Origin of the sequence: Pseudonocardia asaccharolytica DSM 44247 = NBRC 16224, assembly GCF_000423625.1 — a bacterium.
In the GTDB taxonomy this organism is placed as follows: Bacteria; Actinomycetota; Actinomycetes; order Mycobacteriales; family Pseudonocardiaceae; genus Pseudonocardia; species Pseudonocardia asaccharolytica.
Genome location: NZ_AUII01000014.1, coordinates 22,492 through 44,738 on the forward strand (window position 1 = coordinate 22,492; position 22,247 = coordinate 44,738).

Below are 22,247 nucleotides of genomic sequence, written 5' to 3' on the forward strand. Positions count from 1 at the left end.
CCGTCAGGTCGGTCCTGTGCCCCGATCGGGCGGTTCGCGCCGTCCCGGAGCGCATCCGCGCGATGGCGATGTCCGAGCCCTCGAAGCACGCGAAGTAGATCGCGGTCAGCGCCACCAGAGCGCCGAGGATGAGCCAGAACATCGCACCGGCCAGGGCCCACTACACGCTTCGTGCGACAGCCGCGCGGGTGTCGATCTCGCCAATTCCGCCAAAATCGGCGCTGCCCATCCGTGCGAATCGCCGGAGCAGGGCAGCGCCGCACCGTTTCGGGCCGCCCCGGTGGGGTGGCCCCGGTGGGTGGCACCGGGCGGCTACCCGCGCGTCCGCTCGCCGAGGTAGATCCGCGGCACCCGGGGACCGACCCGGGTGACGATCTCGTAGGCGATGGTCCCGGCGGCGTGCGCCCAGTCCAGTGCGGTCGGCTCCCCCCGGTCACCCGGCCCGTACAGCACGACCGCGTCACCCCGCGCGACCGCCGCGTCATTCACATCGATCATGAACTGGTCCATGCAGACACGGCCGGCGACCGGGTAGGTCCGACCGGACAGCAGCACCCGTCCCCGCTCGCTCGCCGCCCGGGGAACCCCGTCAGCGTAGCCGAGCGGGACGACGGCCAGCGTCGTCGGACGGGTGGTGGTGTAGCGGTGACCGTAGGAGACACCGACACCCGCGGGCGCCCGTTTGGTCTGGGCGACCCGTGCCGCGAGCGTCATCGCCGGCCGCAGCCGCAGTCCCGGCACGTCGTGATCCGGGTCCAGTGGATTGAGCCCGTAGATCGCCAGTCCGGGGCGGACCAGGTCGAAGCGGCTCTCGGGCAGGGTCAGGGTGGCAGCCGAGTTGGCGATGTGGCACTGCCGGGGCCGCAGCCCGGCTCGCCGCGCCACCTCGACGGCCTCGGCGAAGGCGGCGAGCTGGCGAGCCGTACCGGGATGGCCCGGCTCGTCGGCGCAGGCGAGGTGGGACCACACGCCCGCCACCTCGACCAGGCCGTCGCGCTCGGCCCGGTGGGCCGCGGCGACCAGTCCCGGCCAGCCGTCGCGGGTCGCGCCGCCCCGCCACATCCCGGTGTCGACCTTGAGGTGCACGGCGGCCGGGGCGCCGGACGCCGCGGCCGCCGCCGAGATCTCGGCGAGCTGATCCACGCTGTAGGCGGCCACGTCGACGTTCTCCGCGATCGCCCGGCGGAAGTCGGCCCCGGGTGCCGCCAGCCAGGCGAACACCGGGACGGTCACCCCTGCGGCACGCAGTGCGAACGCCTCCGCGAGCACGCTCACCCCGAGGCTCCGGGCGCCACCGTCGAGGGCGGCACCGGCGGCCGGAACGAGGCCATGCCCGTAGCCGTCGGCCTTCACCACGGCCATCACCTCGGCCGCGCCCGCCCGGGACCGCAACGCCGCCACGTTCTCCCGGATCGCGTCGAGATCGACGGTGCAGGATGCCTGCGGCGGGCCGGGGCCCTCTGCCGGCCGCATCAGCGCAGCGGGTCGAACGGCGCCAGCTCGACCGGGCCACGGCCGGTGGCGATCCGCTCGGCGAGCAGCTGCCCGGTGGCCGGTCCCAGGGTGATACCCCACATGCCGTGGCCACCGGCGACGAACACCCGCGGCGAGCGGGTTGCACCGATCAGCGGCAGCCCGTCGGGGGTGCACGGCCGGGCACCGACCCATTCGTCGACCCGGGCATCGAAGTCGGCCCCGCGCAGCAGCGGACGAGCGGCCTCGACGATGGCGCGGATCCGCCGCGGATCCAGCGGCGCGTCCGGGGCACGGAACTCCATCATCCCGGCGACCCGAAGCCGGTCCCCGATCGGCGTGCAGGCCACCCGTTGCGAGGGGAAGTAGATCGGCCCGGCGGGGACGTGCTCGATCGGGACGCCGAAGCTGTAACCGCGGCCGGCCTGCACGACGGTGCGGACCCCGAACGGCCGGGCGAGATCTCCCAGCCACGCCCCGGTGGCGACGACCACGGCGTCGAAGGACTCGGCCCCGGTGGCCATCTCGACCTCGACCGTGCGGCCGCCGTCGCGGATGGCGGTGACCGTGGCGCCCTCGCGGATCTCGCCATCGCGGCGCCGCACCGACTCGGCGAGCTGGTGCACATACCGGCCCGGGTCGATGAACCGCTGCCCGTGCAGCCGGATCGCGCAGCCGATCTCGTCGGACAGCGAGGGCTCGACCTCCCGGGCCTCATCCCCGGTGAGCACCTCGAACTCGATGCCCTGGCCCGCGGCGTGGATGTGCTCGATCTCGGCGAGAAGCACGGTTCGCTCGGCCTCGGTGCGGTAGGCCGCGAGGAACGACTTCGCCTCGACGGTCTCGCCGCCCGCGCCTCCCCCGGCCAGCGCGTCGAAGCCCTCGAGCGCGCGCCGGTTGATCGGGACCAGGGCGGCCATCGCCCGCTTCCACCGGACGGCCGTGCTGTGCCGGGCGAAGCCGGCCGCGAACCTGAGCAGCCGCGGGTCGGCGCTCGGCGGCAGGTACACCGGCGAGGACGGGCTGAGCACCGCGCGGATCCCGTAGCGCAGGACGGCGGGTTCGGGCAGCGGAGTCGTGATGCCCGGGGTCAACCAGCCGGCGTTGCCCCACGATGACCCGGCGGCGACGCCCTCCCGGTCCACGACGGTCACCGCGACGCCGCGTTCCTGAAGAAACCAGGCGGTGGCGAGGCCGATCATGCCGGCCCCGACGACGGCGACCCGTTCGGGCGGACGTGCTGTGTCGGCGGCAACCATCGCGCGAGCTCCTCTCAGACGGTCCGATCAACCGATCCTGACCGCTGCGCCCGGCATGGTCTTCAGATGGAAAGGACAATCGAGCAGGAGCAAATAGTGCGCATAGGACAATCCCCTGTGCATCGCGACACGCGGCTGCGCGCGTCGCGCCGGCCGATGCGGTTACGCGGCACCCCCTCATCGCAGCCGCCAGTTCGTGATCGCCGCGAGGGATGCCTGGGCGCTGCGGGGGCAACCGCAACGTGGCTTTCGCGGCGATCAGTCGCCGGACGCTCCCAACGCCTCGGGGTGGAGGATGTCGATCTCGGAGATCGGTGCGGGGAAGTCCCGGCGGTTGTCGGTGATGAATCTGCCGGCACCGGCCACGACCGCCGTCGCCAGATGAATGGCATCCGCGACCCTGCGCCGATACGTGACGGCCAACGCGTGTCACCCGGCTGCCACGCGGCCCGAGAACCTGGCCCCGTGGCAGCGCCGGCCGGGGGTCACTCGATCGACGCTGATTCGGCCGTCGTCGCGTTCGCGGCGCGGACGCGACGGAGGGGGACGGCGCGGGCGGTCCCTGGAGCTCAGGCTCCCGCCGTAGATCAGGCCGGCGACCCGGCGGGCATAGGCGGGATCGCGGTGCCGGCGCGGGGTGAGCAGGTGCGGGAGCGCCTCCGGCCGCCCGGGGATCATCAGCGCCCCGGTCGAGGTGGCGACGAGCACGAGGCGCCGGCAGCGGCGCGGGTTCTGGAACGCGAACTGCTGGGCCAGCCCGCCGCCCCAGGAGACGCCCAGGACATCGACGCGGCCGTCCAGCGGCCCGACGACCAGCGTCTCGATCCCCGCCGCGGCGGCGCCCTCCCGCGCGGCATCGGCCATGTCGGTGTAGGCGATGACGAACCGGGCGCCGGAGTCGGTCAGGTAGAACTCGACCTCGCGGCCCTTGAGCAGCGGGTTCATCGGGACGACCGCGGCGCTCCTGCTTCGCGCCCTCGAGCACGCCGCGGGCCTTGCTGGTGTTGTGCAGCTTGGCCAGCCCGGCCAGCGTCGGGGTGAGCCGCCCGCTCTCGGCGAGCTTGGTGATCTGCACGCAGTACAGCTGCATGGCGGTGACGTCGGCGAGCATGTGATCACCGCGAGAGATGCCTGGGCGTTGCGCGGCCAACGGCAACGCGACTCTCGCGGCGATCAGGTTGGAGCAGGCCCCATTCCTTCCTCCCGCCTGGTCCACCAACTGTCGTGCACCGCGCGGCAGCGCTGCGCCGACAGCGGCTCCGGCCCATCGAACCCGGCCCGCACCGCCGCGGCACCGGCGAAGTCCTGCCCCGCGGTGTAGTCGTTGGTGACGACGATGGTCGCCAGCCCCGCCGCCGTCACCGATCGCAGGCCGATCGCCGAGTCCTCCACGGCGAGCGCCTCGTCGGCGCGCAGGCCCAGCTCCTGCAGGACGAGCCGGTAGGCCGCCGGATCCGGCTTGAGCCTGGGCACCATCTCGCCGGTGACCAGAACCTCGACGACGTCGGGCCCGAGCAGCTGGGTGACCAGCGGCTCCGCCCATGCGCGCCGGCCGGTGGTCGCCACGGCGATCCGGATCCCGGCCCGGCGCAGGTCCGCGACGAGCTCCGGCACCCCCGGCCGCGTGGTGAAGCCGCCGGTGACGACGCGCTCCCGGAACAGCGCCGTCTTGGTCTGGTGCACCCGCACGGCGAGGTCCTCGGCCTCCGGACCGTAACCGCGCTCCCCCAGGTAGGTGGCGACCCGGCGGCGGCCGCCCGTGATCTGCAACAGTCGGCCGTACTCCTCGGCGTCCCAGGCGACATCGAGACCGTGCCGCAGGAACGCCTCGTTGAAGGCGGGACGGTGACCGTCCCGTTCCGTGTCGGCGAGCGTCCCGTCGACGTCGAAGATCACCGCTTGCAGGCGCGGCTGCCGCAGCGCGGGCCGGGCGAGGGACGGCCCATGATCACCTATACCGCTCACGCGCCCGCTCCCACCTCGTGATCGTCCGGCCGCCGGCTCCGCACGGAACCGGCATCGGAGGTCGAGTGTGGGCGAGCGGGCGAGCAGACCCGTCCCCCGCGCGGGGGGCCCGATGGGGAGCCCCGCACCGGCCCGCGGGGATGCTGCCCCGCGCCGCCAGCGACGGCAGTATTGACCCGTGACGACCAACGCACGGCTGCGCGCCCTCGTCGAGCTGGCCCAGACCGGTTCGGTGCGCGCCGCGGCGCAACGCCTGGTAGTCACCGAGTCCTCCGTGTCGTCGGCGATCAGCGCGCTGGCCGCCGAGCTCGGCGTTCCGCTCGTCGACCGCGACGGTCGCGGGGTGCGCCTGACCCCGGCGGGCGAACGCTATGTCGGGTATGCCCGGCGCATCCTCGGCCTGCACACCGAGGCGATCGCCGCCGCCCGCGGCGAGGCCGACCCCGAACACGGGGTCATCCGGCTCGCCGCCGTCACCACCGCGGGCGAGCATCTGATCCCCGCGATCCTCGCGTCCTTCCGGGCCGAGCACCCCGGCGTCTCCCTCGGCCTCGAGGTCGCGCCGCGCGGGGCGGTGTGGCCGATGCTCGCGAACCACGAGGTCGACCTCGTGGTGGCCGGGCGCCCGCCCGACGGACTCGCGGCGCTCGTCCGCGCCGTGCGGCCCAACACCCTGGTCGTGGTCGGCCCGCCGGCGGCCGCCCCGGAGTTCGACCCGGCCACGGCCACCTGGCTGCTGCGCGAACCCGAGTCCGGAATCCGCGCGACGACCATGTCCCTGCTGGCCGGGCTGGACATCGCGCCGGCCCAGATGACGCTCGGCTCGCACGGCGCCGTGGTCGCCGCGGCCGCGGCGGGACTCGGCATCACCCTCGTCTCCCGGCAGGCGGTACGTCAGCACCTCAACTCAGGGTCGCTGGTCGAGCTTCCCGTGCCGGGGACGCCGCTGCACCGACCCTGGCACGCCGTCAGCCAGATCGACGCCTCCGCCAGCACCCTGCTGCTGATCCGGCACCTGCTCGCCAACGCCGATCTCGGCTGGCGGCGACCCGGGGCGGCCCCGAGCGACTGAGCCCGGCCGTGGACATCGCCACGTCCCCCGTGTTTGTACGATACCCCCCCATGGTATTTTCGGCTGAGAGCCGGAAACCTCGGAAGGGGAGAACCAGATGAGCACCAACACCTACACCGTGACCGGCATGACCTGCGGCCACTGCGTCGCCTCGGTCACCGAGGAGCTCGGTGAGATCGGCGGGGTCACCGACGTGGCCGTCGATCTGCCCACCGGCGCCGTCACCGTGACCAGCGACCGTCCGGTCGACGACGCCAAGATCCGCGCGGCGGTCGAGGAGGCCGGTTACCAGCTCGCCGGCTGAGCGGCGAGGCGGCCGCGCTCCGGCCCATCCAGACGGGATATCGCATGAACCCGAAAGTGTTGCTCATCGCCTACGGTGCGGCGCTCGTCCTGCTCATCGCGGGGGCGTACGCCGTCGGCACCGCTGTCGGCCCCCTCTCCACCGTCACCGCCGAGGACGAGCACGGCGCGATGTCCGGCGCGGAGCCCGCGAAGCACACAGACGGCACCGTCGCAGGGGCATCCGACCAGCCCGGCGGGCTGGCGTCGAGCAGCGGCGGCTACACCCTCACGCCCACCGACCCGACGCTCACCCCCGGCGTCACCGACTCGTTCGCCTTCCGCATCACCGGTCCGGACGGCGCCCCGGTCACCGCATTCGACGTCGAGCACGACAAGCGCATGCACCTGATCGTCGTGCGCCGCGACGCCACCGGATTCCAGCACCTCCACCCCGAGATGGCCGCCGACGGCACCTGGAGCGTCCCGCTCACGCTGCCCGCGGCCGGCTCGTACCGGGCGTTCGCCGACTTCGCACCCACCGGAGGCGCGGCCACCACGTTGGGCGTCGACCTCGCCGCGCCCGGGGTGTTCGAACCGGTCACCCACCGGCCGAGCCGGGTCGCGCAGGTCGACGGCTACACCGTCGAGCTCACCGGTGACCTCGTACCCGGCAAGGCCTCCCCGGTCACGCTGACGGTCAGCCGTGACGACCGGCCGGTCACCGACCTGCGACCCTACCTCGGCGCGTACGGCCACCTGGTGGCGCTGCGCCAGGGGGACCTGGCTTACCTGCACGTCCACCCCAATGGCACCCCCGGCGACGGACGAACCCCGGCGGGCCCGCAGATCCAGTTCGTGGCCGAGGTCCCGAGCCAGGGGGCCTATCGCCTGTTCCTGGACTTCCAGCACAACGGAATCGTGCGTACCGCGGAGTTCACCGTTCCCACGTCCACGGCCACGGGCGCTCCGCCGGCCGCGCACCCCGACGCGGGCGCCCCCGGCCACGGCCACTGATCGCGAAAGGAGGGACTCGGGCATGGGTACCACCACGACCGCCTCCGGCGTCGCGGTCACCGATATCGAGCTTTCGATCGGCGGAATGACGTGCGCATCGTGCGCCAACCGGGTCGAGCGCAAGCTGAACAAGCTCGACGGGGTCACCGCGACGGTCAACTACGCCACCGAGAAGGCCCGGGTGCACGCCCCCGACGGGGTGGACCCCGCGGTGCTGGTCACCCAGGTCGAGGCCGCGGGCTACACCGCCGAGCTGCCCCCGCCGCCTGCGCCGCTCGCCGAGGCGGGCGACGAACCCGCCGGGCCGCGGGAGGAGCCGGACCCGACGCGGTCGCTGCGCGAGCGGTTGCTCATCAGCATCGTGCTGTCCGTCCCGGTGATCGCGATGGCGATGGTGCCGGCGCTGCAGTTCACCTACTGGCAGTGGATCTCGCTGGCGCTGGCCGGGCCGGTGGTGGTCTGGGCGGCGTGGCCGTTCCACCGCGCCGCCTGGACGAACCTGCGCCACGGCGCCGCGACCATGGACACCCTGATCTCGCTCGGTGTGCTGGCCGCGTTCGGGTGGTCGCTGTGGGCACTGCTGCTGGGCACCGCCGGGATCCCCGGCATGACCCACCCGTTCGAGCTGACCATCGCCCCGTCCGACGGGGCCGGGAACATCTACCTCGAGGTCGCCGCCGGGGTCACCACGTTCATTCTGGCCGGGCGCTATTTCGAGGCCCGCTCCAAGCGCCGGGCCGGTGCCGCGCTGCGCGCGCTGCTCGAACTCGGCGCCAAGGACGTCGCCGTCCTGCGTGACGGTGTCGAAACCCGGATCCCGATCGGGCAGCTCGCCGTGGGCGATCGGTTCGTCGTCCGCCCCGGCGAGAAGATCGCCACCGACGGTGTCGTCGAGGACGGCAGCTCGGCGGTGGACGCCTCGATGCTCACCGGCGAGTCCGTTCCGGTCGAGGTCGGCCCCGGTGACGCGGTTGTCGGGGCGACCGTCAACGCGGGCGGCAGGCTCGTCGTGCGCGCCACCCGGGTCGGCGCCGACACCCAGCTCGCCCAGATGGCCGAGCTCGTCGAGGAGGCCCAGAGCGGCAAGGCCGAGGTGCAGCGGCTCGCCGACCGCATCTCCGGCATCTTCGTGCCCATCGTGATCGCGCTCGCCGTCGCCACCCTCGGGTTCTGGCTCGGCGCCGGGGTCGGCACCGCCGCCGCGTTCACCGCCGCGGTCGCCGTGCTGATCATCGCTTGCCCGTGTGCCCTCGGGCTGGCCACGCCCACCGCGCTGCTCGTCGGCACCGGCCGCGGAGCCCAGCTGGGCATCCTCATCAAGGGCCCCGAGGTGCTGGAGTCCACCCGCCGGGTGGACACGGTGGTGCTGGACAAGACCGGTACCGTCACCGCAGGCCAGATGAGCCTGGTCGAGATCCACACCGCCGCCGGCGTGGACCAGGACGAGGCGCTGCGGCTGGCCGGCGCGCTGGAGCACGCTTCCGAGCACCCCATCGCGGCGGCGATCAGCCGCGGCGCCCAGGAACGGGTCGGCGATCTCCCACCGGTCGAGGAGTTCACCAACCACGAGGGCCTCGGCGTGCAAGGCATCGTCGAGGGGCACGCCGTGCTCGCCGGCCGGCCCGCCCTGCTGGAGCAATGGAGCCAGCCGCTGCCGGCCGACCTCGCCACGGCCAAGTCCGATGCAGAGGAACGGGGGTACACCGCCGTCGCCGTCGCGTGGGACGGCGTGGCCCGGGCGGTGCTGGTCGTCGCCGACACCGTCAAGCCGACCTCCGCCGAGGCCATCGCCCAACTGCGGAACCTCGGGCTCACCCCGGTGCTGCTCACCGGCGACAACGCCGCCACCGCCCGCACGGTGGCCACCCAGGTCGGCATCGGCCCCGACCCCGACACCGTCATCGCCGAGGTGCTGCCCGCCGACAAGCTCGACGTCATCAAGCGGCTGCAGAACGATGGCAAGGTCGTCGCCATGGTCGGGGACGGCGTCAACGACGCCGCGGCGCTCGCCCAGGCCGACCTCGGGCTGGCCATGGGCACCGGCACCGACGTCGCCATCCAGGCCAGCGACATCACCCTCGTCCGCGGCGACCTGCGCGCCGCCGCGGACGCGATCCGGCTCTCCCGCCGCACCCTGGGCACGATCAAGGGCAACCTGTTCTGGGCCTTCGCCTACAACGTCGCCGCCCTGCCGCTGGCCGCCGCCGGGCTGCTCAACCCCATGATCGCCGGAGCCGCCATGGCGTTCAGCTCCGTGTTCGTCGTCGCGAACAGCCTGCGACTGCGGCGCTTCAGCTGACCCGGTCACCTGAGCGGCGCAAGCGTCATCCAGCGACGCTTGCGCCGCTCACGTGCCGGTCTCACGCCAGGCGCACCGTGGCGCGCCCGGTGCGCGGCACCCCCGCGTAGGCCGACAGGGTGAACCATCCGGGCAGCGTCCGCCGGATCGACGGCGGGCCGTCCAGGACGACCTCGCCCGCGCGGACCGCGGCGGCCCAGTCCACGTCGCCGCGCCAGATCTCGACCAACCGGCGCAGGGTCGTCTCGACGCCCACCGTGACCGGATACCCCGGGTCGGAGTCGCAGACGTCCACCTCGTCGGGCGTGATCACCAGCCACCACTCGCGGTTCGGCACGGCCGCATCGGTGAAGACGAACCACACGACCGCACGACCGCCCGGCACGACGGCATGGTCGACATTGCGGTGCATGTCCCACAGCAACAGATGCGGGTCGAGGTCCTCGTCGCCCAGCTCCCCGATCCACCGGGTGCCCCAGGTGCCGAGCGCGTCGACGATCGGTTGCAGCTCGCGTCCTGCCTCGGTGAGCACGTAGTCGACCCGGTTTCCGCGGGGCCGGCGCTCCACGAGCCCGGCCCGGATCAGCCGCTGCAGCCGCTTGGACAGCAGGGCGGGCGACATGCGTGGCACTCCGCGCCGGAGCTCGTTGAAATGTCTGCTGCCGCAGACCAGCTCGCGGATCACCAGCAGGGTCCAGCGCTCGTCCAGCAGCTCCATCGCCTTGGCGACGGGGCAGAACTGGCCGTATCGCGATCCCACCCGGCAAGGGTACGGACGCAGCCGGATCCCGACCAGCCTCCGTTCATCGGGCCGGGGCCGTAGTACAGATCGAGCACTAGGTGCGGCTTCGCGCGCTCTCTAGCGTCCCCGCCATGACGACAACGATGACCCCCACCACCACGACCGAGACCCCGTGGACGGACGAGCAGTTCGTCGCACTCGCCGCCGCGGCGGGCCAACGGTGCGGGCCTACCGAAGTCCCGCACGACCGCGACGCCACGTTCGTCGCCGAGGCCTACCAGATCCTGCACGAAATCGGCTACCTGCGGATGGCCGTCCCCTCCGAGCTCGGTGGGCTCGGGGCCGGCATACGCCAGGTGATACTTGCCGAGGGGGAACTCGCCCGCCGGGCGCCGTCCAGCGCGCTGTCGGCCGCGATGCACCTCTACCTGACGCTGGTGCACTGCTGGCGCCGACGACGCGGGGCGGCCGACGCCGAGGGCGCCCTGCGCAAGATCGCAACCGACGGCCTCGTGATGGCCACCAGCGGCGGCTCGGACTGGGTCAGCCCCACCACCACGGCCGTCGAGGTCGACGGCGGGTTCCGACTCACCGGGCGGAAGGCCTTCTGCAGTCAGGCGCCGGCCGCAACCGTCATCTCCACGTCGGCCGTGCTCGGCGAGCCCGGGCCCGACACGGTGGTGCTGCACGCCGGTGTGCCGTTGTCCAGCCCCGGAGTCTCCATCCTCGACACCTGGGACACCCTCGGTATGCGCGGCACGGCCAGCCACGACGTCGTGTTCGAGGACGTTTTCGTGCCGGCCGAACGGATCCTGGGGCGAAGGCCGTACGGGGAGCTGGCCGGCCCACTGCTGGTCGCGGCGATCCACTTCGCGCCGGTCGTGGCCGCGGTGTATCTGGGCATCGCGCGCGGCGCCCACGACGAGGCGCTGCGGATGGTGGGCCGGCGGGATGAGCCCGCACCGGCCGCGGTCCGGCAGCTCGGGGAGATGGAGGCCCGCCTGCGGGTCGCCTGGTGGACGCTGCTCGCGGCGATCGACGAGATCGGCGAGGACCCGCCCGCCAACGACGCCACCCTCACCGCCGTGATGGTCGCGAAGCGGCACGCGGTGCTGGAGGCCAAGGCCGTCGTGGATCTGGCCCTGGAGGCCGTCGGCGGACCGGCCTTCTTCCGGACCTCGCCGCTCGAACGCGCCTACCGCGACGTGCGCGCCGGAATGTTCCATCCGCTCACGCCCGAGGCGACCCTGACGCATCTCGGATCCGTGGCCGTCAGGCGTCGTACGGACAACCGCTCGGTTCCGGGCGGCACGCCGTAGCCCCTGCTCGCTGCTTGATCACCGTGAGGGAAAGTGGGCGTACGCTGGGGATATCGGGCCAGGTCATGGTGGTGGAGTGCCCGATGGTCACACCCCGTAAGCCGATCGTGCCGGCCACCGAGGCTACCGACCGGTTTGTACCCGCTTCGATGACGTGTTCTGCCGGCTGGCGGAGCGCACCGCGCTGCGGCACTACCTGGGCCTGACGAACGGAATCCCGGCGCGGGTGATCGTGGGTGGCCGCGGGAGCCTGAACCGTTCCCCGAGTCCTGTTACCCGCTCGAGCCATCCTCCCCGGAACGACATCCGGCCGCCGGAGCGCCGGTGAATTCGGCACCAACCGATGTGGCCGCGCCGCGATGAAGATGTGGCCGCCACGCGTTGCTGATCGGCAGATGGAGGTCCTGGCCGAACGCTCTCGAGGTAACTCGGACGCCCGGCGGGGCGTAGCGGCGGGTCCGCTCCGCCCGCGCAATGCGCTTCAGGACGGATGTGGCGACGTCGAGGCCGTGCCCCGCGTCGACAACGTCCGACAAACCCTCGCCGTGCTCGACGAGACGTCGGATGATGTCGTCGAGTTCTCCCCAGTCGGTCGTCGGCCCGGAGCCGAGCCGTTGCATCGTCGACGCCCGGTGCAGCAGGTTCGCCGGAAACACCGCGCTTCGCTCCTGGCGGTAAGCGGCGAGCTCGTACACGACCGTCTTGAGGCAGTCCTTGAGCGGTGCGAAGCCGCCGGAGAGATCGCCCAGCAGGGACGCCTCACCGATCGATATCTCGCTCTTGTTGCCGGTCGCAAGCACGAGATACCCGCGTTCCATGAAGATGTCGCCGAGCACGGCGGCACGGGAGCGGGCATAGCGACGTTCGCGTTCGCGTGGCGAATCGACCATTTGTTGTTCCCGGGCCGGGGTCGGCACCTGCTCGGTGCTGCTCGCCATACTCACCGGGATCACCTCGAGGGAGATGCCGAGGTTCTTCGCGAGCGTGCGCGCGTCGGCGGTCTCGGCTTCAGTGGTGTCCGACGACGGCATCGCCAGAGCGAGGACGTGGTCCGGCCCCACCGCGTCGACGGCCAACGCCGCCGTCACCGCCGAGTCGATGCCACCGGAAAGGCCGAGGGCGACGCCGCGGAAACCGTTGGCGAGGACATAGTCGCGCAAGCCGGTCGCGATCGCGTGCCACACCGCCTCGACGTCGCTCTTCGGCTTGTTCGGCCGGGTCGGAACGCTCGGCGGCCGAAGCGGAGTGGGCCGGGTGTGGACGTTGGTGACAGCGCGACGCAACACTCGCGGGGGCGCAACGCTCACGTCGAGCCAGAAGCGGTCCTCGGCGAACTCCAGGCCGCGGTGCAGCAGTTCACCGTCGGCATCCACCACGATGGAGCCGCCGTCGAACGCGAGCTCGTCCTGTCCGCCCACCATGTTGACGTAGACGACCGGAAGGCCGTTACGCCGGGCCACGGCGCGCGTCGTCGCGAGCCGCCCGCCTGCCTTGCCCCGATGGAACGGTGAGGCGTTCGGCACGAGGAGGATCTGCGCACCCGCCGCGGACTGCGCCTCGGGTGGACCGTCTGCGGACCACATGTCCTCGCAGATGACCACGCCCGCCACGACGTCGCCGATGCGCCAGAGCGCGTCCGGATGTTTGCCCGGCGCGAAGTACCGTGCCTCGTCGAACACCTCGTAGTGGGGAAGGAGGACTTTGTGGTACTTGCCGCGGATCTCACCGCCCGACAGCATGGCCGCGCAGATCGCCACATCGCGTTCGCGGGTATCCCACGATCTGCTCGGCTGGACCCGGTCGATGGTGCTCAGGATGGTGGTGACGCGACCGGAGCGCCGCGCCAGCTCCGCGAGCGCGGCTGCGGCATCGTCGACGAACTCGTGCTGCAGCACGAGGTCGCGGAGCCCGTAGCCGGTGAGGGTGAGCTCCGGCAGAACCAGGACATCCGCTGCGATGTCGTGCTCGGCCCAATCCATCGCCGCGATGATGCGGTCCGTGTTGCCGTGCAGATCGCCGACCCGGTTCGGCAGTTGCGCCACGGCAACGCGCAGCTGGGTCATGGAACCTCCTGGCGTTGGAGCGCGGTCGACGCCTCACCACTCGGCGAAGCGACCGACCAGATGTCGCGGATCGATACCGGTGAGTTCCCGCTGGAACAGCCGGTAATAGGCGAGTTCCTCCCGGGATCGCAGCGGTGGGTCGAGCACATGGCGGGTGGCTTGGAACTCCTCCTCCGAAACGGTTGAGCTGTAGTACTCGCCCAGCACGTCACGCGCGCCGGAGCCCTGACCGAACTGCGCCTTGGGTCGCCACAGCACCCGTTCGGGAAGCCAGCCGGTGAACGCCTTGCGCAGCAACCATTTCTCCATGCGGTCACCGCGCGACAGCTTCCATTGGGCAGGCAGGCTCAGCCCCAGCTCGACGACGTCGAGGTCGAGGAACGGCGTACGTGCTTCGAGACCGGTCGCACCGGCGATCCGGTCGACTCGCTGCAGCCCACCGATGTGCATGCCGCGGATGGTGGCGAGCAGTTCGTCGTGCAGCTCCTCCTCGCTGTGGATCTTGCTGTAGTAGCTGTAGCCCGCGAAGAGCTCGTCGGCGCCTTCACCGATGAGCACGACCTTCACCGACCGCGCCGCGAGCTTGGACACCAGCAGGTTCGGTACGGAGCTGTGCACGAGTTGTGGGTCGAACGACTCGATCACCCGAATGACCTCGGGCACCCAGTCGATGAGTTCGTCGTCGGTGTAGAGGCGCTCGCTGTGGTCCGTACCGAGTTCGCCCGCAACCTGGCGGGCAGCCAGAATATCGTCGCTGTCCGCCCCGCCGACCGCGAACGTCCGTAGCTGCCGCCCATTCCGGTGTGCGTGCCGGGCCGCGATCGCGGTGACGATGCTCGAGTCGAGCCCGCCGGACAGCAGCGCGCCCACCGGGACGTCGGTCACCATGAGTCGCTCGACCGAGCTGATCAGTCGATTGCGGATAGTCGCCAGAACGTCCTCCGACGGCTCGGCGTCCGGGTCACTGTTCGCCGCCGGGCTGACCGGCTCGACCTTCGGCAGGCTCCGAAAAGCACGCAAGCCATCGGCGGGCGTCCAGAAATGCCCAGGTGGGAACGGCTCCACCGCCGGGCGCCGGTCCGGGTCGAAGGCCTTGAGCTCGCTACCGAAGATCACCAGGTGGTCTTGCCGCGCCCAGTAGAGGGGAGCGATCCCCATGGTGTCGCGAGCGGCGAAGAACTGTCCGTCGACAGTGGCGCCGGCGAGCGCGAAGTTACCCCAGAGACGGGACAGCGCCGAGAGCCCGTGCGCTTCGAGCAGGTGCAGCGCACTCTCCATATCGGCGCGGGAGCGAAACTCGTGTCCCTGCGATTCGAGCTCCCGACGGAGGCGCTGGTAGTTGTAGACTTCGCCGTCGCCGACGAGCCAGTACTCGCCGCCGGGATCGCGTAGCGGCTGGGCACCACCTGCGAGGTCGACGATGGCCAGCCGCCGGTGCCCGAGCCATGCGTGCTCGAACTCGTGAGTGCCCTGCCCATCGGGACCCCGGTGGGTCAGTCGATCGAGCATTCGCAGGCCCTCGAGTGAATCGAATGGGCCGTATGCAGCAACGATGCCGGAGATTGTCGGTCACCTGCCTCGGGCCGGGAAGCAGGTTCCCATGCTAGGCGAACCCGATTCGGCCCACCGGGGTGCCCTAGTCGAACCGCTCGACGACGTTGCCCATCGGTGCGCCGACGCCGGTGCGTCTGGCGGTGTCCCGCACGGCGAGAAGATCCCGCGGCAGTCGCGGCGCACCGTCTCAGTCGGTCGCCGGTAGCCGTCTTCGACGCCGACACAGGCGCCGGGTGAGTAGACCGTGGCGCGGCGGGCGCGCCCAGCGCGTCCGCGATGCGATCAACGGCGTAGCGGCGGCCGAAGTAGGCGAACGCGTCGTGGGAGGTGACCAGGACCCGCCGCGGCGCCGGCACCGCGGCCATCCGCTCGCGGATCCCGGCGTCCAGGGAGGTCAGCTCGGCGAGGTAGGCGTCGAGGTTGCGCCGGTAGTCGGCGGCGTGCCCGGGATCGGCCGCCAGCTGCCTTCTGGGATGGCCTCGATCGCCGCGCGGATCCGCTTGTCCTGCCGCGCGGTGATGGAGAACCGGGCCCCGAGCCTGCCTGCGGTGGTGATCATCGCGCGGGAACAGAACGCCGAGTCGGCGCGCACGGTGAGCTCACCAGTGGCGCCGGCGTGGCGCAGCCGGCTGACGGTCTCGGTCAGAAACGACTTGGCCTTGCGGGCCGCCCCGGCCGAGCCGCCGCGCATCCGGGAGAAGACCACCTGCCCGGTCTCGGCCAGGGTGGCCAGCTGCGGGTGATAGCCGCGCACCTTGGTGTAGCCGAACTCCGCACCCTGCTTACCGCGCCCGTAGACCTGCACGATGATCGAGTCGAGATCGACCGTCAGCGGGCCGGTCGGGTCGGCCGGACCGGCGCCGGCGGCCCCCAGCCGGGCCCGCAGCTCGCGGGAGACCGCGTCGAGCTCCCGCACGTTCGACCACCTGAACGCCCGCAGCCAGCACCCGATCGTCGAGGACGCCCGAACCTGGTCGAACAGCCCCGCGCCGGCGCCGCCGCGCTCGGCCAGCACCGCCGCCGGCAACAACCCCGCGCACGACACGAGATTCATCTCGTCGAACCTCACCGACACCCGCGCCAGCTCATGAGATGCTCGCACCCGTCAAATGCTCCTCTGCTCGGAGTCATGATCGGCCTCGACAACCGGCAAGCCCACCTGCGCGAACGGACACGCGAAGGTCACCTCGGAGAACATCTGCGACGGACTGGCCGCTGCCGCGCGCGGCCGGGCCCGGGTCGGGAGCCGGAGCGCTTGTGGCATCGGCTGTGGCGCGAAGCGCACGGCGACCCGGTGGGAGACGATGTTGAGTCATGGTCTCTCAGACAGGAGCACGCCTGGTCGCCGAGCAGCTCGAGGAGCTACACGCGCGCCACGGCACCCGCGGGGACGACCGCATCGTCAGCTTCTACCCACCCGAAGCCGCCGCCGACCGCCATCTGTTCGCCATCGCCGGCACCAACGTCGACGGTACCCGCTGGGGAGTCGGGGACTGCGAGGTGCGGTTCCCGCTGCAATCGATCTCCAAGGTCTTCACCTTCGGGCTTGCGCTCGAGGACAACGGTCGCGAGGCCACCCTCGCCCGAGTGGGGGTCGAGCCCTCCGGCGAACCGTTCAACTCGATCACGTTCGACGAGGCCCACCACCGCCCGCACAACCCGATGATCAACACTGGGGCCCTCGTTGCGGCCAACCTCGTCCACGGCGTCGACCGCCACGACAAGATCACCCGACTGCTGGAGCGGTTGCGCACCTACAGCGGCAACCCCGACCTCGCCGTCGACCAGGACGTGCTCGCCGCCGAGCTGACGTCCAACGACCGCAACCTGGGCTTGTGCTACATCATGCGCTCGCTGGGCATGATCACCGGGGAAATCGGTGACACCCTCGCGGTCTACTTGGCGATGTGCTCGGTGACCGTGACCGCCAGCGAGCTCAGCGTCATGGGCGCCACCCTGGCCCATGGCGGGATCAACCCGCTCACCGGCCAGCGCGCACTGACCCGGCGCTACGTCCGCGACGTCGTCAGTGTCATGAACACCTGCGGTATGTACGACGCCGCCGGCCAATGGGCCACCGATGTCGGTATCCCGGCCAAGAGCGGCGTTTCCGGCGGGCTCGTGGCCACCATCGTCAATCACCTCGGACTCGGCATGTTCTCCCCCGGCCTCGACGTGCACGGCCACTCCGTGCGCGCGGTCAACGTGTGCCGCGAACTTTCCGAACGCTTCGGACTCCACATCTTCGCCGACCCCGGTGAATCCAGCCTCGGCGGCGTTCCGACGGCCGACACACCACCGGCCCGACCCGATCGGACAAGAGAGGTTCTTCCGGCGGCTGAGGCGGAGCACGCCGAGCACCATGAGGGCCGGGCATGACATCAGCCCGCCGAGCGAGCGCCCAGGCCAACGAAGGCGTAGGTCCCGTCAGATCCAGTAGTCTGCCGAAGTTGCCCGTGAGGGCACGACTGGATCATGAACTGGTGACGATGCCGATCGCGTCCTTTCTGCCCGGGGCCGATGATGGCGGGGTGGACGAGTCCGATCCGGCTGCCCGGCCTCGGCGAGTGTCCGGCTCCAGCCGATAAGGACGCCGCTGCGACTCGCCCGCGCCACGAGAAGCGCGTCACTCCCGACGCAAGAGGTGTCGCTGTACCTCCCGCCGACACGACACCCGACTCCGCCGGACACGACCTACAAAGCCCTACTAGATGTCGACGATCACCTCGCACGACCAGCCGGAGTCAATCCGGCCGAACCGCAGCCCGTGCAGCGTGATCGCCTTGGGCGGGGTGCCGGTGAGCTGGACCTTGTCGAGCGCGACGAGGCCGAGGTCGAGGCGTAGCCCCCCGGGTGTGCGCTCGGTCCGTACCGAGACCGGAACGGCCCCTTCGGTGTCCAGAATGAAGATCACCTCGTCGAGGGCGGCGAGCAGGGTGTCCTGGTCGGTCCCGGCCGGCAGGTCGGCCGCCCTGCTCCACTCGGCTCGCCGCCCCGACGTGTCGGCGAAACTCTCGACCAGCGCGATCACCGCCTCGGCCAGGCATTCGTCCCGGCTCGGGGCCCAGGCCTGCAGCACGATGTCGGCGGTGTGCCCGAGGCTGCGGTGCCCGCGACTCACCGCACCACCCGCATCATCACGTCACGGTCCCTCCTCCGATCGCCCGCCGGGGCATCGTCCACCAGACCAGCCGCCGTGACCAGGGCCTTTGGAGCCCACCAGCTCGGGACCGCCGACCGGTTGAGAACCCGCTCCCCTCGCGAGACCCTGGCTTGGCCAAGGTCGTGCGGGACGATGCCCGAGAGGACCACGTGACCACCACCCATGCACTCAGCCTTGTTCAGGAAACGCCGTACCGCTGGCGTCTCGACCCGATCGACGCCATGCGCGTCCCCGGCGTCGTGTTCGCCACCGAGGCGCTGCTGCCCGCCATGACGGACGACCGGTCGCTGGATCAGGTGGCGAACGTCGCCACTCTGCCCGGGATCGTGACCGCCTCCTACGCGATGCCGGACGTGCACTGGGGCTACGGGTTCCCCATCGGCGGCGTCGCCGCGACCGATGTGGACGCCGGTGGGGTGATCTCGCCCGGCGGGGTCGGCTTCGACATCTCCTGCGGGGTCCGGCTGCTGGTCTCCCCCCTGCAACGCGACGAGCTGCAACACCAGCTCACCGCGTTGATGGACGACCTGGACCGGAACATCCCGCGTGGCGCGGGTCCCGGCGGCATCTGGCGCCTCGTCGGCGGGCTCGCTGAGCTGGAGGAGGTGCTGCGCGGCGGATCCCGCTTCGCCGTGGAACGCGGGCACGGCGTCGCCCGCGATCTCGAGCACTGCGAGGACCGGGGCGCGGTCGACGACGCCGACCCCCGCCAGGTGAGCGCCCGGGCGCATCAGCGCGGGCTCAGCCAGGTCGGCAGTCTGGGCTCGGGCAACCACTTTCTCGAGGTCCAGTACGTCGACGAGACCTACGACCAGGCGGCCGCGGACGCCTTCGGCCTGCGCGTCGGGCAGGTCTGCGTGATGATCCACAGCGGCTCGCGGGGGCTTGGGCACCAGGTCTGCACCGACCATCTGAAGGCCATGCTCACCGCCATGCCCCGCCACGGCATCTCCGTGCCCGACAAGCAACTCGCGTGCGCCCCCGTGCAGTCACCCGAGGGCAGGGCCTATCTCGGGGCGATGTCCGCGGCCGCCAACTACGGCAGGGCCAACCGGCAGTTGCTCACCGAGGCCACCCGACGCGCCTTCGAGCGCGCCGTCGGGACCGGTGAGCTCGACCTGCTCTACGACGTCTCCCACAACCTGGCCAAACTCGAGCGGCACACGGTCGACGGACGCGAGCGCCAGCTCTGCGTGCACCGCAAGGGCGCCACCCGAGCGCTGCCGCCACACCATCCGGAACTGCCCTGCGACCTCACGGAGCACGGCCAGCCCGTACTCGTCCCCGGCTCCATGGGCACCGCCTCCTACGTACTGGCCGGCAACGTCGAAGGCGACGCGTTCCATTCCGCCTGTCACGGCGCCGGCCGGGTGATGAGCCGCCACGCCGCCCTCCGCTCGGTGGACGGCCGCGCCCTGAAACAACAGCTCGAGAAGGCGGGCATCGCGGTCCGCGGCACCTCCGCCCGCGGACTGGCCGAGGAGGCCCCCGCCTCCTACAAGGACGTCAACGAGGTCGTCGGCACCTGCGAACGCGCAGGTCTCGCCCGGCGTGTCGCCCGGCTCCGTCCCCTCGGCGTGGTCAAGGGCTAGCTTTCCGATCACCCCGGGCGAGCGGGGCTCCGGTGCCAATCGGGCCGTCCTCCCCCGTCCGGGAAGGGCCCAGTCGCCACGCGCCTACAGCATCAGCCGGCAACGCCGCTGCTGATCGTCTCGCCGCAGCGCAGCCCGATACCTCGGCGCCCGCAGCCGGCTGGATGATCCACGGGACACGCTCTGGATCACAGACCAATGGCCCTAACGAACTCGTTGGCTCCCAGCATGATGGAGATCGGTGCCGTAGGACTTGGGTAGGGTCTGGCGGCCTACGAAGATCGCGAACGACTGGAGGACAACAAAGCATGCCCGCAATTCACCTGGGTGACGAGGCTCCGAACTTCACCGCGGACACCACCGAGGGCACAATCGACTTCCACGAATGGAAGGGCGACAGCTGGGCGGTGCTGTTCAGCCATCCGGCCGACTTCACCCCGGTGTGCACCACCGAACTCGGCCGCACCGCCGGTCTCAAGGCGGAGTTCGACAAGCGCGGCGTCAAGGTCATCGCGCTGTCGGTCGACCCGGTCGAGGACCACCACGGCTGGGCGCCCGACATCGCGGAGGTCACCGGGAACGCCCTGAACTTCCCGATCATCGCCGACCCGGACAAGAAGGTCTCGCACCTCTACGACATGATCCACCCCGGCGAGGGCGACACCTCGACGGTGCGGTCGGTTTTCGTCATCAGCCCGGACAACAAGGTCAAGCTCACCCTGACCTATCCCAAGTCCGTCGGCCGTAACTTCGACGAGATCCTCCGCGTCGTCGACGCGCTGCAGCTCACCGAGCGCATGCCGGTGGCCACCCCCGCGGACTGGACCAGCGGCGAGAAGCTCATCGTCTCCCCCGCCATGTCCACCGATGACGCCAAGTCGCGTTTCGGCAAGGTCGAGGAGATCAAGCCTTACCTGCGGTGGATCGAGCAGCCCGCAGGCTGAGGTGATCCATCCGGGAACCTCGGGCGCAGGGATCGCGCACCTCGGCATGCGATCCCTGCGCCCGGCCCCGGCCGACCGGTCTCCACGATCCGACGATCCCGCGCCCCGATGAGTTCTCGCGCCGCCCGCAGTCATCAAGGGCGAGCGCAGGATCCGGTCGGAGGGCGAGATGGAGAAGACGACGTCGGCGGACGGGACGACGCTCGCGTTCGACGTGTGGGGCAGCGGCCCGCTCGTCGTCATCGTGGGCGGTGCCTTCAACGACCGGCACACCTGGGTCGAGCTGGCGCAGGCGCTCGCCGATCAGGGCTTCCGGGTCGCGTCCTACGACCGCCGGGGACGCGGGGACAGCGGCGACCCGCGGCGCTACGGCATGCAACACGAGATCGACGACCTGATCGCCGTGATCGGCGCGGCCGGCGCGGACGGGCCGGTGTTCGCGCACGGGGTCTCGTCGGGGGGTGGGCTGCTGCTGCACGTCCTGGCCGCCGGGGTGCCGGTGGCGCGGGCGTCGGTACTCGAACCGCCGTACCGCATCGAGGGTGCGCCACTCCCACCGGAGAACTACATCGCCACCCTCCGGGGCCTGGTCGAGGCGGATGACCGCGCCGGGCTCGTCGAGTACTTCCACACGCGGGTGGTCGGGATGCCGGGCGAGATGCTCGAGCCGATGAAGGGCTCGCCGATGTGGGACTCGCTCCTGGCCATGGCCCCGACGCTCGTGCACGACGGCATCGCCATGGGGGGTGACGACCAGTCGCTTCCGGTGGGTCTGCTGGCCGGTCTCACCGTGCCGGTACTGGCGGTGACGAGCACGGGCACGCAGCTGCCGTGGCTGTCGGCGGCGGCAGGCGAGGTCGCCGCCGCCGTTCCGGGCGGCAGGCTCGCGCGGCTGGAGGGCGGCTTCCACGAGGTGCCGGCGCCGGTGCTCGCGCCGTCGCTGGCGCGGTTCTACGGTGAGGGGGGAACGCGATGACGGCGGTGGTCGCCGCGATCGCGCAGTCGCTCGACGGCTACGTCACCGGACCGGACGACGGACCGGGCAAGGGTCTCGGCGAGGGCGGCGAGCGCCTGCACTACTGGGTGTTCAACGGTCCCTGGTCGTACGGCGAGGCGCCGCCGGGCGAGGCGGCGAGCGTCGACAAGGAAATCCTCGACGAAGGCGTCGGCCGCAGCGGAGCGATCATCGGTGGCCGTTCCACATACGACGCGGCCGCGGCGTGGGGCGGCGAGAAGGACGTCGGGATCATGGGTGGTGCCGACACGATCCGCCAGGCCCTGGCCGCCGGACACGTCGACGAACTCATCGTGACGATCGCCCCGGTGATCCTCGGCGCGGGAAAGCGGCTGTTCGAGAGCTTCGACCAGGGCGTCGAGCTCGAGCAGGTGGACGCGCGACAGTCGCGATGGGCGACGCATCTGCGATACCGGGTCGTCAAGAAGTGAATGCCGACGCCCACCTGCCCGGTTCCGTGGGCAGCGGTGGGCGCCAGCGGCACACGT

The 22,247-nt window shown here is 71.4% G+C and carries 21 protein-coding genes; 10 read left to right on the plus strand and 11 right to left on the minus strand.

The features are described 5' to 3' along the window. Positions 1–312: 312 nt before the first annotated feature. From alr to G567_RS29235, 5 genes are all read right to left on the minus strand, one after another. Positions 313–1,473 carry an alanine racemase gene (gene alr, locus G567_RS0115795; protein ID WP_028930753.1) on the minus strand — a complete coding sequence of 387 codons (1,161 nt, stop codon included), beginning with the start codon at positions 1,471–1,473 and terminating at the stop codon, positions 313–315. Further along, complete coding sequence (locus G567_RS0115800; protein WP_028930754.1) at positions 1,473–2,732, minus strand: NAD(P)/FAD-dependent oxidoreductase; 1,260 nt, start codon at positions 2,730–2,732, stop codon at positions 1,473–1,475. Before G567_RS0115800 ends, alr begins: the two co-directional genes overlap by 1 nt. A 258-nt stretch (positions 2,733–2,990) precedes the next feature. After that, positions 2,991–3,155, minus strand: a complete 165-nt coding sequence (locus G567_RS34325; protein ID WP_147201203.1) for a PIN domain-containing protein — start codon at positions 3,153–3,155, stop codon at positions 2,991–2,993. 6 nt (positions 3,156–3,161) lie between these two features. Further along, entirely contained in the window at positions 3,162–3,677 is a 516-nt protein-coding gene (locus G567_RS36885) for an alpha/beta fold hydrolase (RefSeq protein ID WP_028930755.1), read from the minus strand. Between the two features lie 228 nt (positions 3,678–3,905). After that, positions 3,906–4,697 (minus strand): HAD-IA family hydrolase, encoded by a 792-nt coding sequence (locus G567_RS29235; protein WP_245585667.1) that lies wholly within the window; start codon positions 4,695–4,697, stop codon positions 3,906–3,908. A gap of 178 nt (positions 4,698–4,875) precedes the next feature. On the opposite strand from G567_RS29235, the gene G567_RS0115825 reads away from it, so the two are divergent. From G567_RS0115825 to G567_RS0115840, 4 genes are all read left to right on the plus strand, one after another. Beyond that, the gene (locus G567_RS0115825; protein WP_028930756.1) at positions 4,876–5,769 is read left to right on the plus strand and encodes a LysR family transcriptional regulator; all 894 of its coding nucleotides are present in this window, start codon (positions 4,876–4,878) and stop codon (positions 5,767–5,769) included. A 97-nt stretch (positions 5,770–5,866) separates the two neighbouring features. Next, a complete protein-coding gene (locus tag G567_RS0115830) occupies positions 5,867–6,073 on the plus strand; it encodes a heavy-metal-associated domain-containing protein (RefSeq protein WP_028930757.1) in 207 nt (68 codons plus the stop codon). A gap of 44 nt (positions 6,074–6,117) precedes the next feature. Beyond that, a complete protein-coding gene (locus G567_RS0115835) occupies positions 6,118–7,068 on the plus strand; it encodes a hypothetical protein (protein WP_028930758.1) in 951 nt (316 codons plus the stop codon). Between the two features lie 22 nt (positions 7,069–7,090). Further along, complete coding sequence (locus tag G567_RS0115840; protein ID WP_028930759.1) at positions 7,091–9,367, plus strand: heavy metal translocating P-type ATPase; 2,277 nt, start codon at positions 7,091–7,093, stop codon at positions 9,365–9,367. Positions 9,368–9,428: 61 nt separating this feature from the next. Here the strand turns inward: G567_RS0115840 and G567_RS0115845 are convergent, their stop codons facing one another. Then, the gene (locus G567_RS0115845; RefSeq protein WP_028930760.1) at positions 9,429–10,127 is read right to left on the minus strand and encodes a winged helix-turn-helix transcriptional regulator; all 699 of its coding nucleotides are present in this window, start codon (positions 10,125–10,127) and stop codon (positions 9,429–9,431) included. 113 nt (positions 10,128–10,240) lie between these two features. Here G567_RS0115845 and G567_RS0115850 point away from each other — a divergent pair, with 113 nt between their 5' ends. Beyond that, the gene (locus tag G567_RS0115850; protein WP_084796176.1) at positions 10,241–11,428 is read left to right on the plus strand and encodes an acyl-CoA dehydrogenase family protein; all 1,188 of its coding nucleotides are present in this window, start codon (positions 10,241–10,243) and stop codon (positions 11,426–11,428) included. A 272-nt stretch (positions 11,429–11,700) separates the two neighbouring features. Here G567_RS0115850 and nadE read toward each other — a convergent pair whose 3' ends face one another. The 4 genes from nadE to G567_RS35555 are packed head-to-tail and all read right to left on the minus strand — an operon-like array spanning position 11,701 to position 16,147. After that, the gene (nadE, locus tag G567_RS29240) at positions 11,701–13,491 is read right to left on the minus strand and encodes an NAD(+) synthase (RefSeq protein WP_051233159.1); all 1,791 of its coding nucleotides are present in this window, start codon (positions 13,489–13,491) and stop codon (positions 11,701–11,703) included. A 33-nt stretch (positions 13,492–13,524) separates the two neighbouring features. Continuing rightward, on the minus strand, positions 13,525–15,000 hold the full coding sequence (gene asnB, locus G567_RS0115865; protein WP_037057447.1) for an asparagine synthase (glutamine-hydrolyzing): 1,476 nt from the start codon (positions 14,998–15,000) through the stop codon (positions 13,525–13,527). Next, positions 14,985–15,506, minus strand: a complete 522-nt coding sequence (locus tag G567_RS37215) for a metal ABC transporter solute-binding protein, Zn/Mn family (RefSeq protein ID WP_425414258.1) — start codon at positions 15,504–15,506, stop codon at positions 14,985–14,987. The genes asnB and G567_RS37215 overlap by 16 nt, the downstream gene beginning before the upstream one ends. Further along, entirely contained in the window at positions 15,440–16,147 is a 708-nt protein-coding gene (locus G567_RS35555) for a transposase (protein WP_161631709.1), read from the minus strand. The genes G567_RS37215 and G567_RS35555 overlap by 67 nt, the downstream gene beginning before the upstream one ends. Positions 16,148–16,359: 212 nt before the next feature. On the opposite strand from G567_RS35555, the gene glsA reads away from it, so the two are divergent. Continuing rightward, positions 16,360–17,424, plus strand: coding sequence for a glutaminase A (gene glsA, locus G567_RS29250; RefSeq protein ID WP_051233164.1), 1,065 nt, complete (start codon positions 16,360–16,362; stop codon positions 17,422–17,424). A gap of 328 nt (positions 17,425–17,752) precedes the next feature. Here the strand turns inward: glsA and G567_RS0115885 are convergent, their stop codons facing one another. Continuing rightward, positions 17,753–18,166 (minus strand): archease, encoded by a 414-nt coding sequence (locus G567_RS0115885; protein WP_028930764.1) that lies wholly within the window; start codon positions 18,164–18,166, stop codon positions 17,753–17,755. Between the two features lie 191 nt (positions 18,167–18,357). Here G567_RS0115885 and G567_RS0115895 point away from each other — a divergent pair, with 191 nt between their 5' ends. From G567_RS0115895 to G567_RS0115910, 4 genes are all read left to right on the plus strand, one after another. After that, positions 18,358–19,800, plus strand: a complete 1,443-nt coding sequence (locus G567_RS0115895; RefSeq protein WP_028930766.1) for an RtcB family protein — start codon at positions 18,358–18,360, stop codon at positions 19,798–19,800. Between the two features lie 308 nt (positions 19,801–20,108). After that, positions 20,109–20,744 carry a peroxiredoxin gene (locus G567_RS0115900; protein ID WP_037057449.1) on the plus strand — a complete coding sequence of 212 codons (636 nt, stop codon included), beginning with the start codon at positions 20,109–20,111 and terminating at the stop codon, positions 20,742–20,744. 169 nt (positions 20,745–20,913) lie between these two features. Further along, the gene (locus G567_RS0115905) at positions 20,914–21,720 is read left to right on the plus strand and encodes an alpha/beta hydrolase (protein WP_028930768.1); all 807 of its coding nucleotides are present in this window, start codon (positions 20,914–20,916) and stop codon (positions 21,718–21,720) included. Continuing rightward, positions 21,717–22,190: a dihydrofolate reductase family protein gene (locus G567_RS0115910; RefSeq protein WP_028930769.1), complete on the plus strand. Its 474-nt coding sequence runs from the start codon at positions 21,717–21,719 to the stop codon at positions 22,188–22,190. Before G567_RS0115905 ends, G567_RS0115910 begins: the two co-directional genes overlap by 4 nt. Positions 22,191–22,247: the final 57 nt, after the last annotated feature.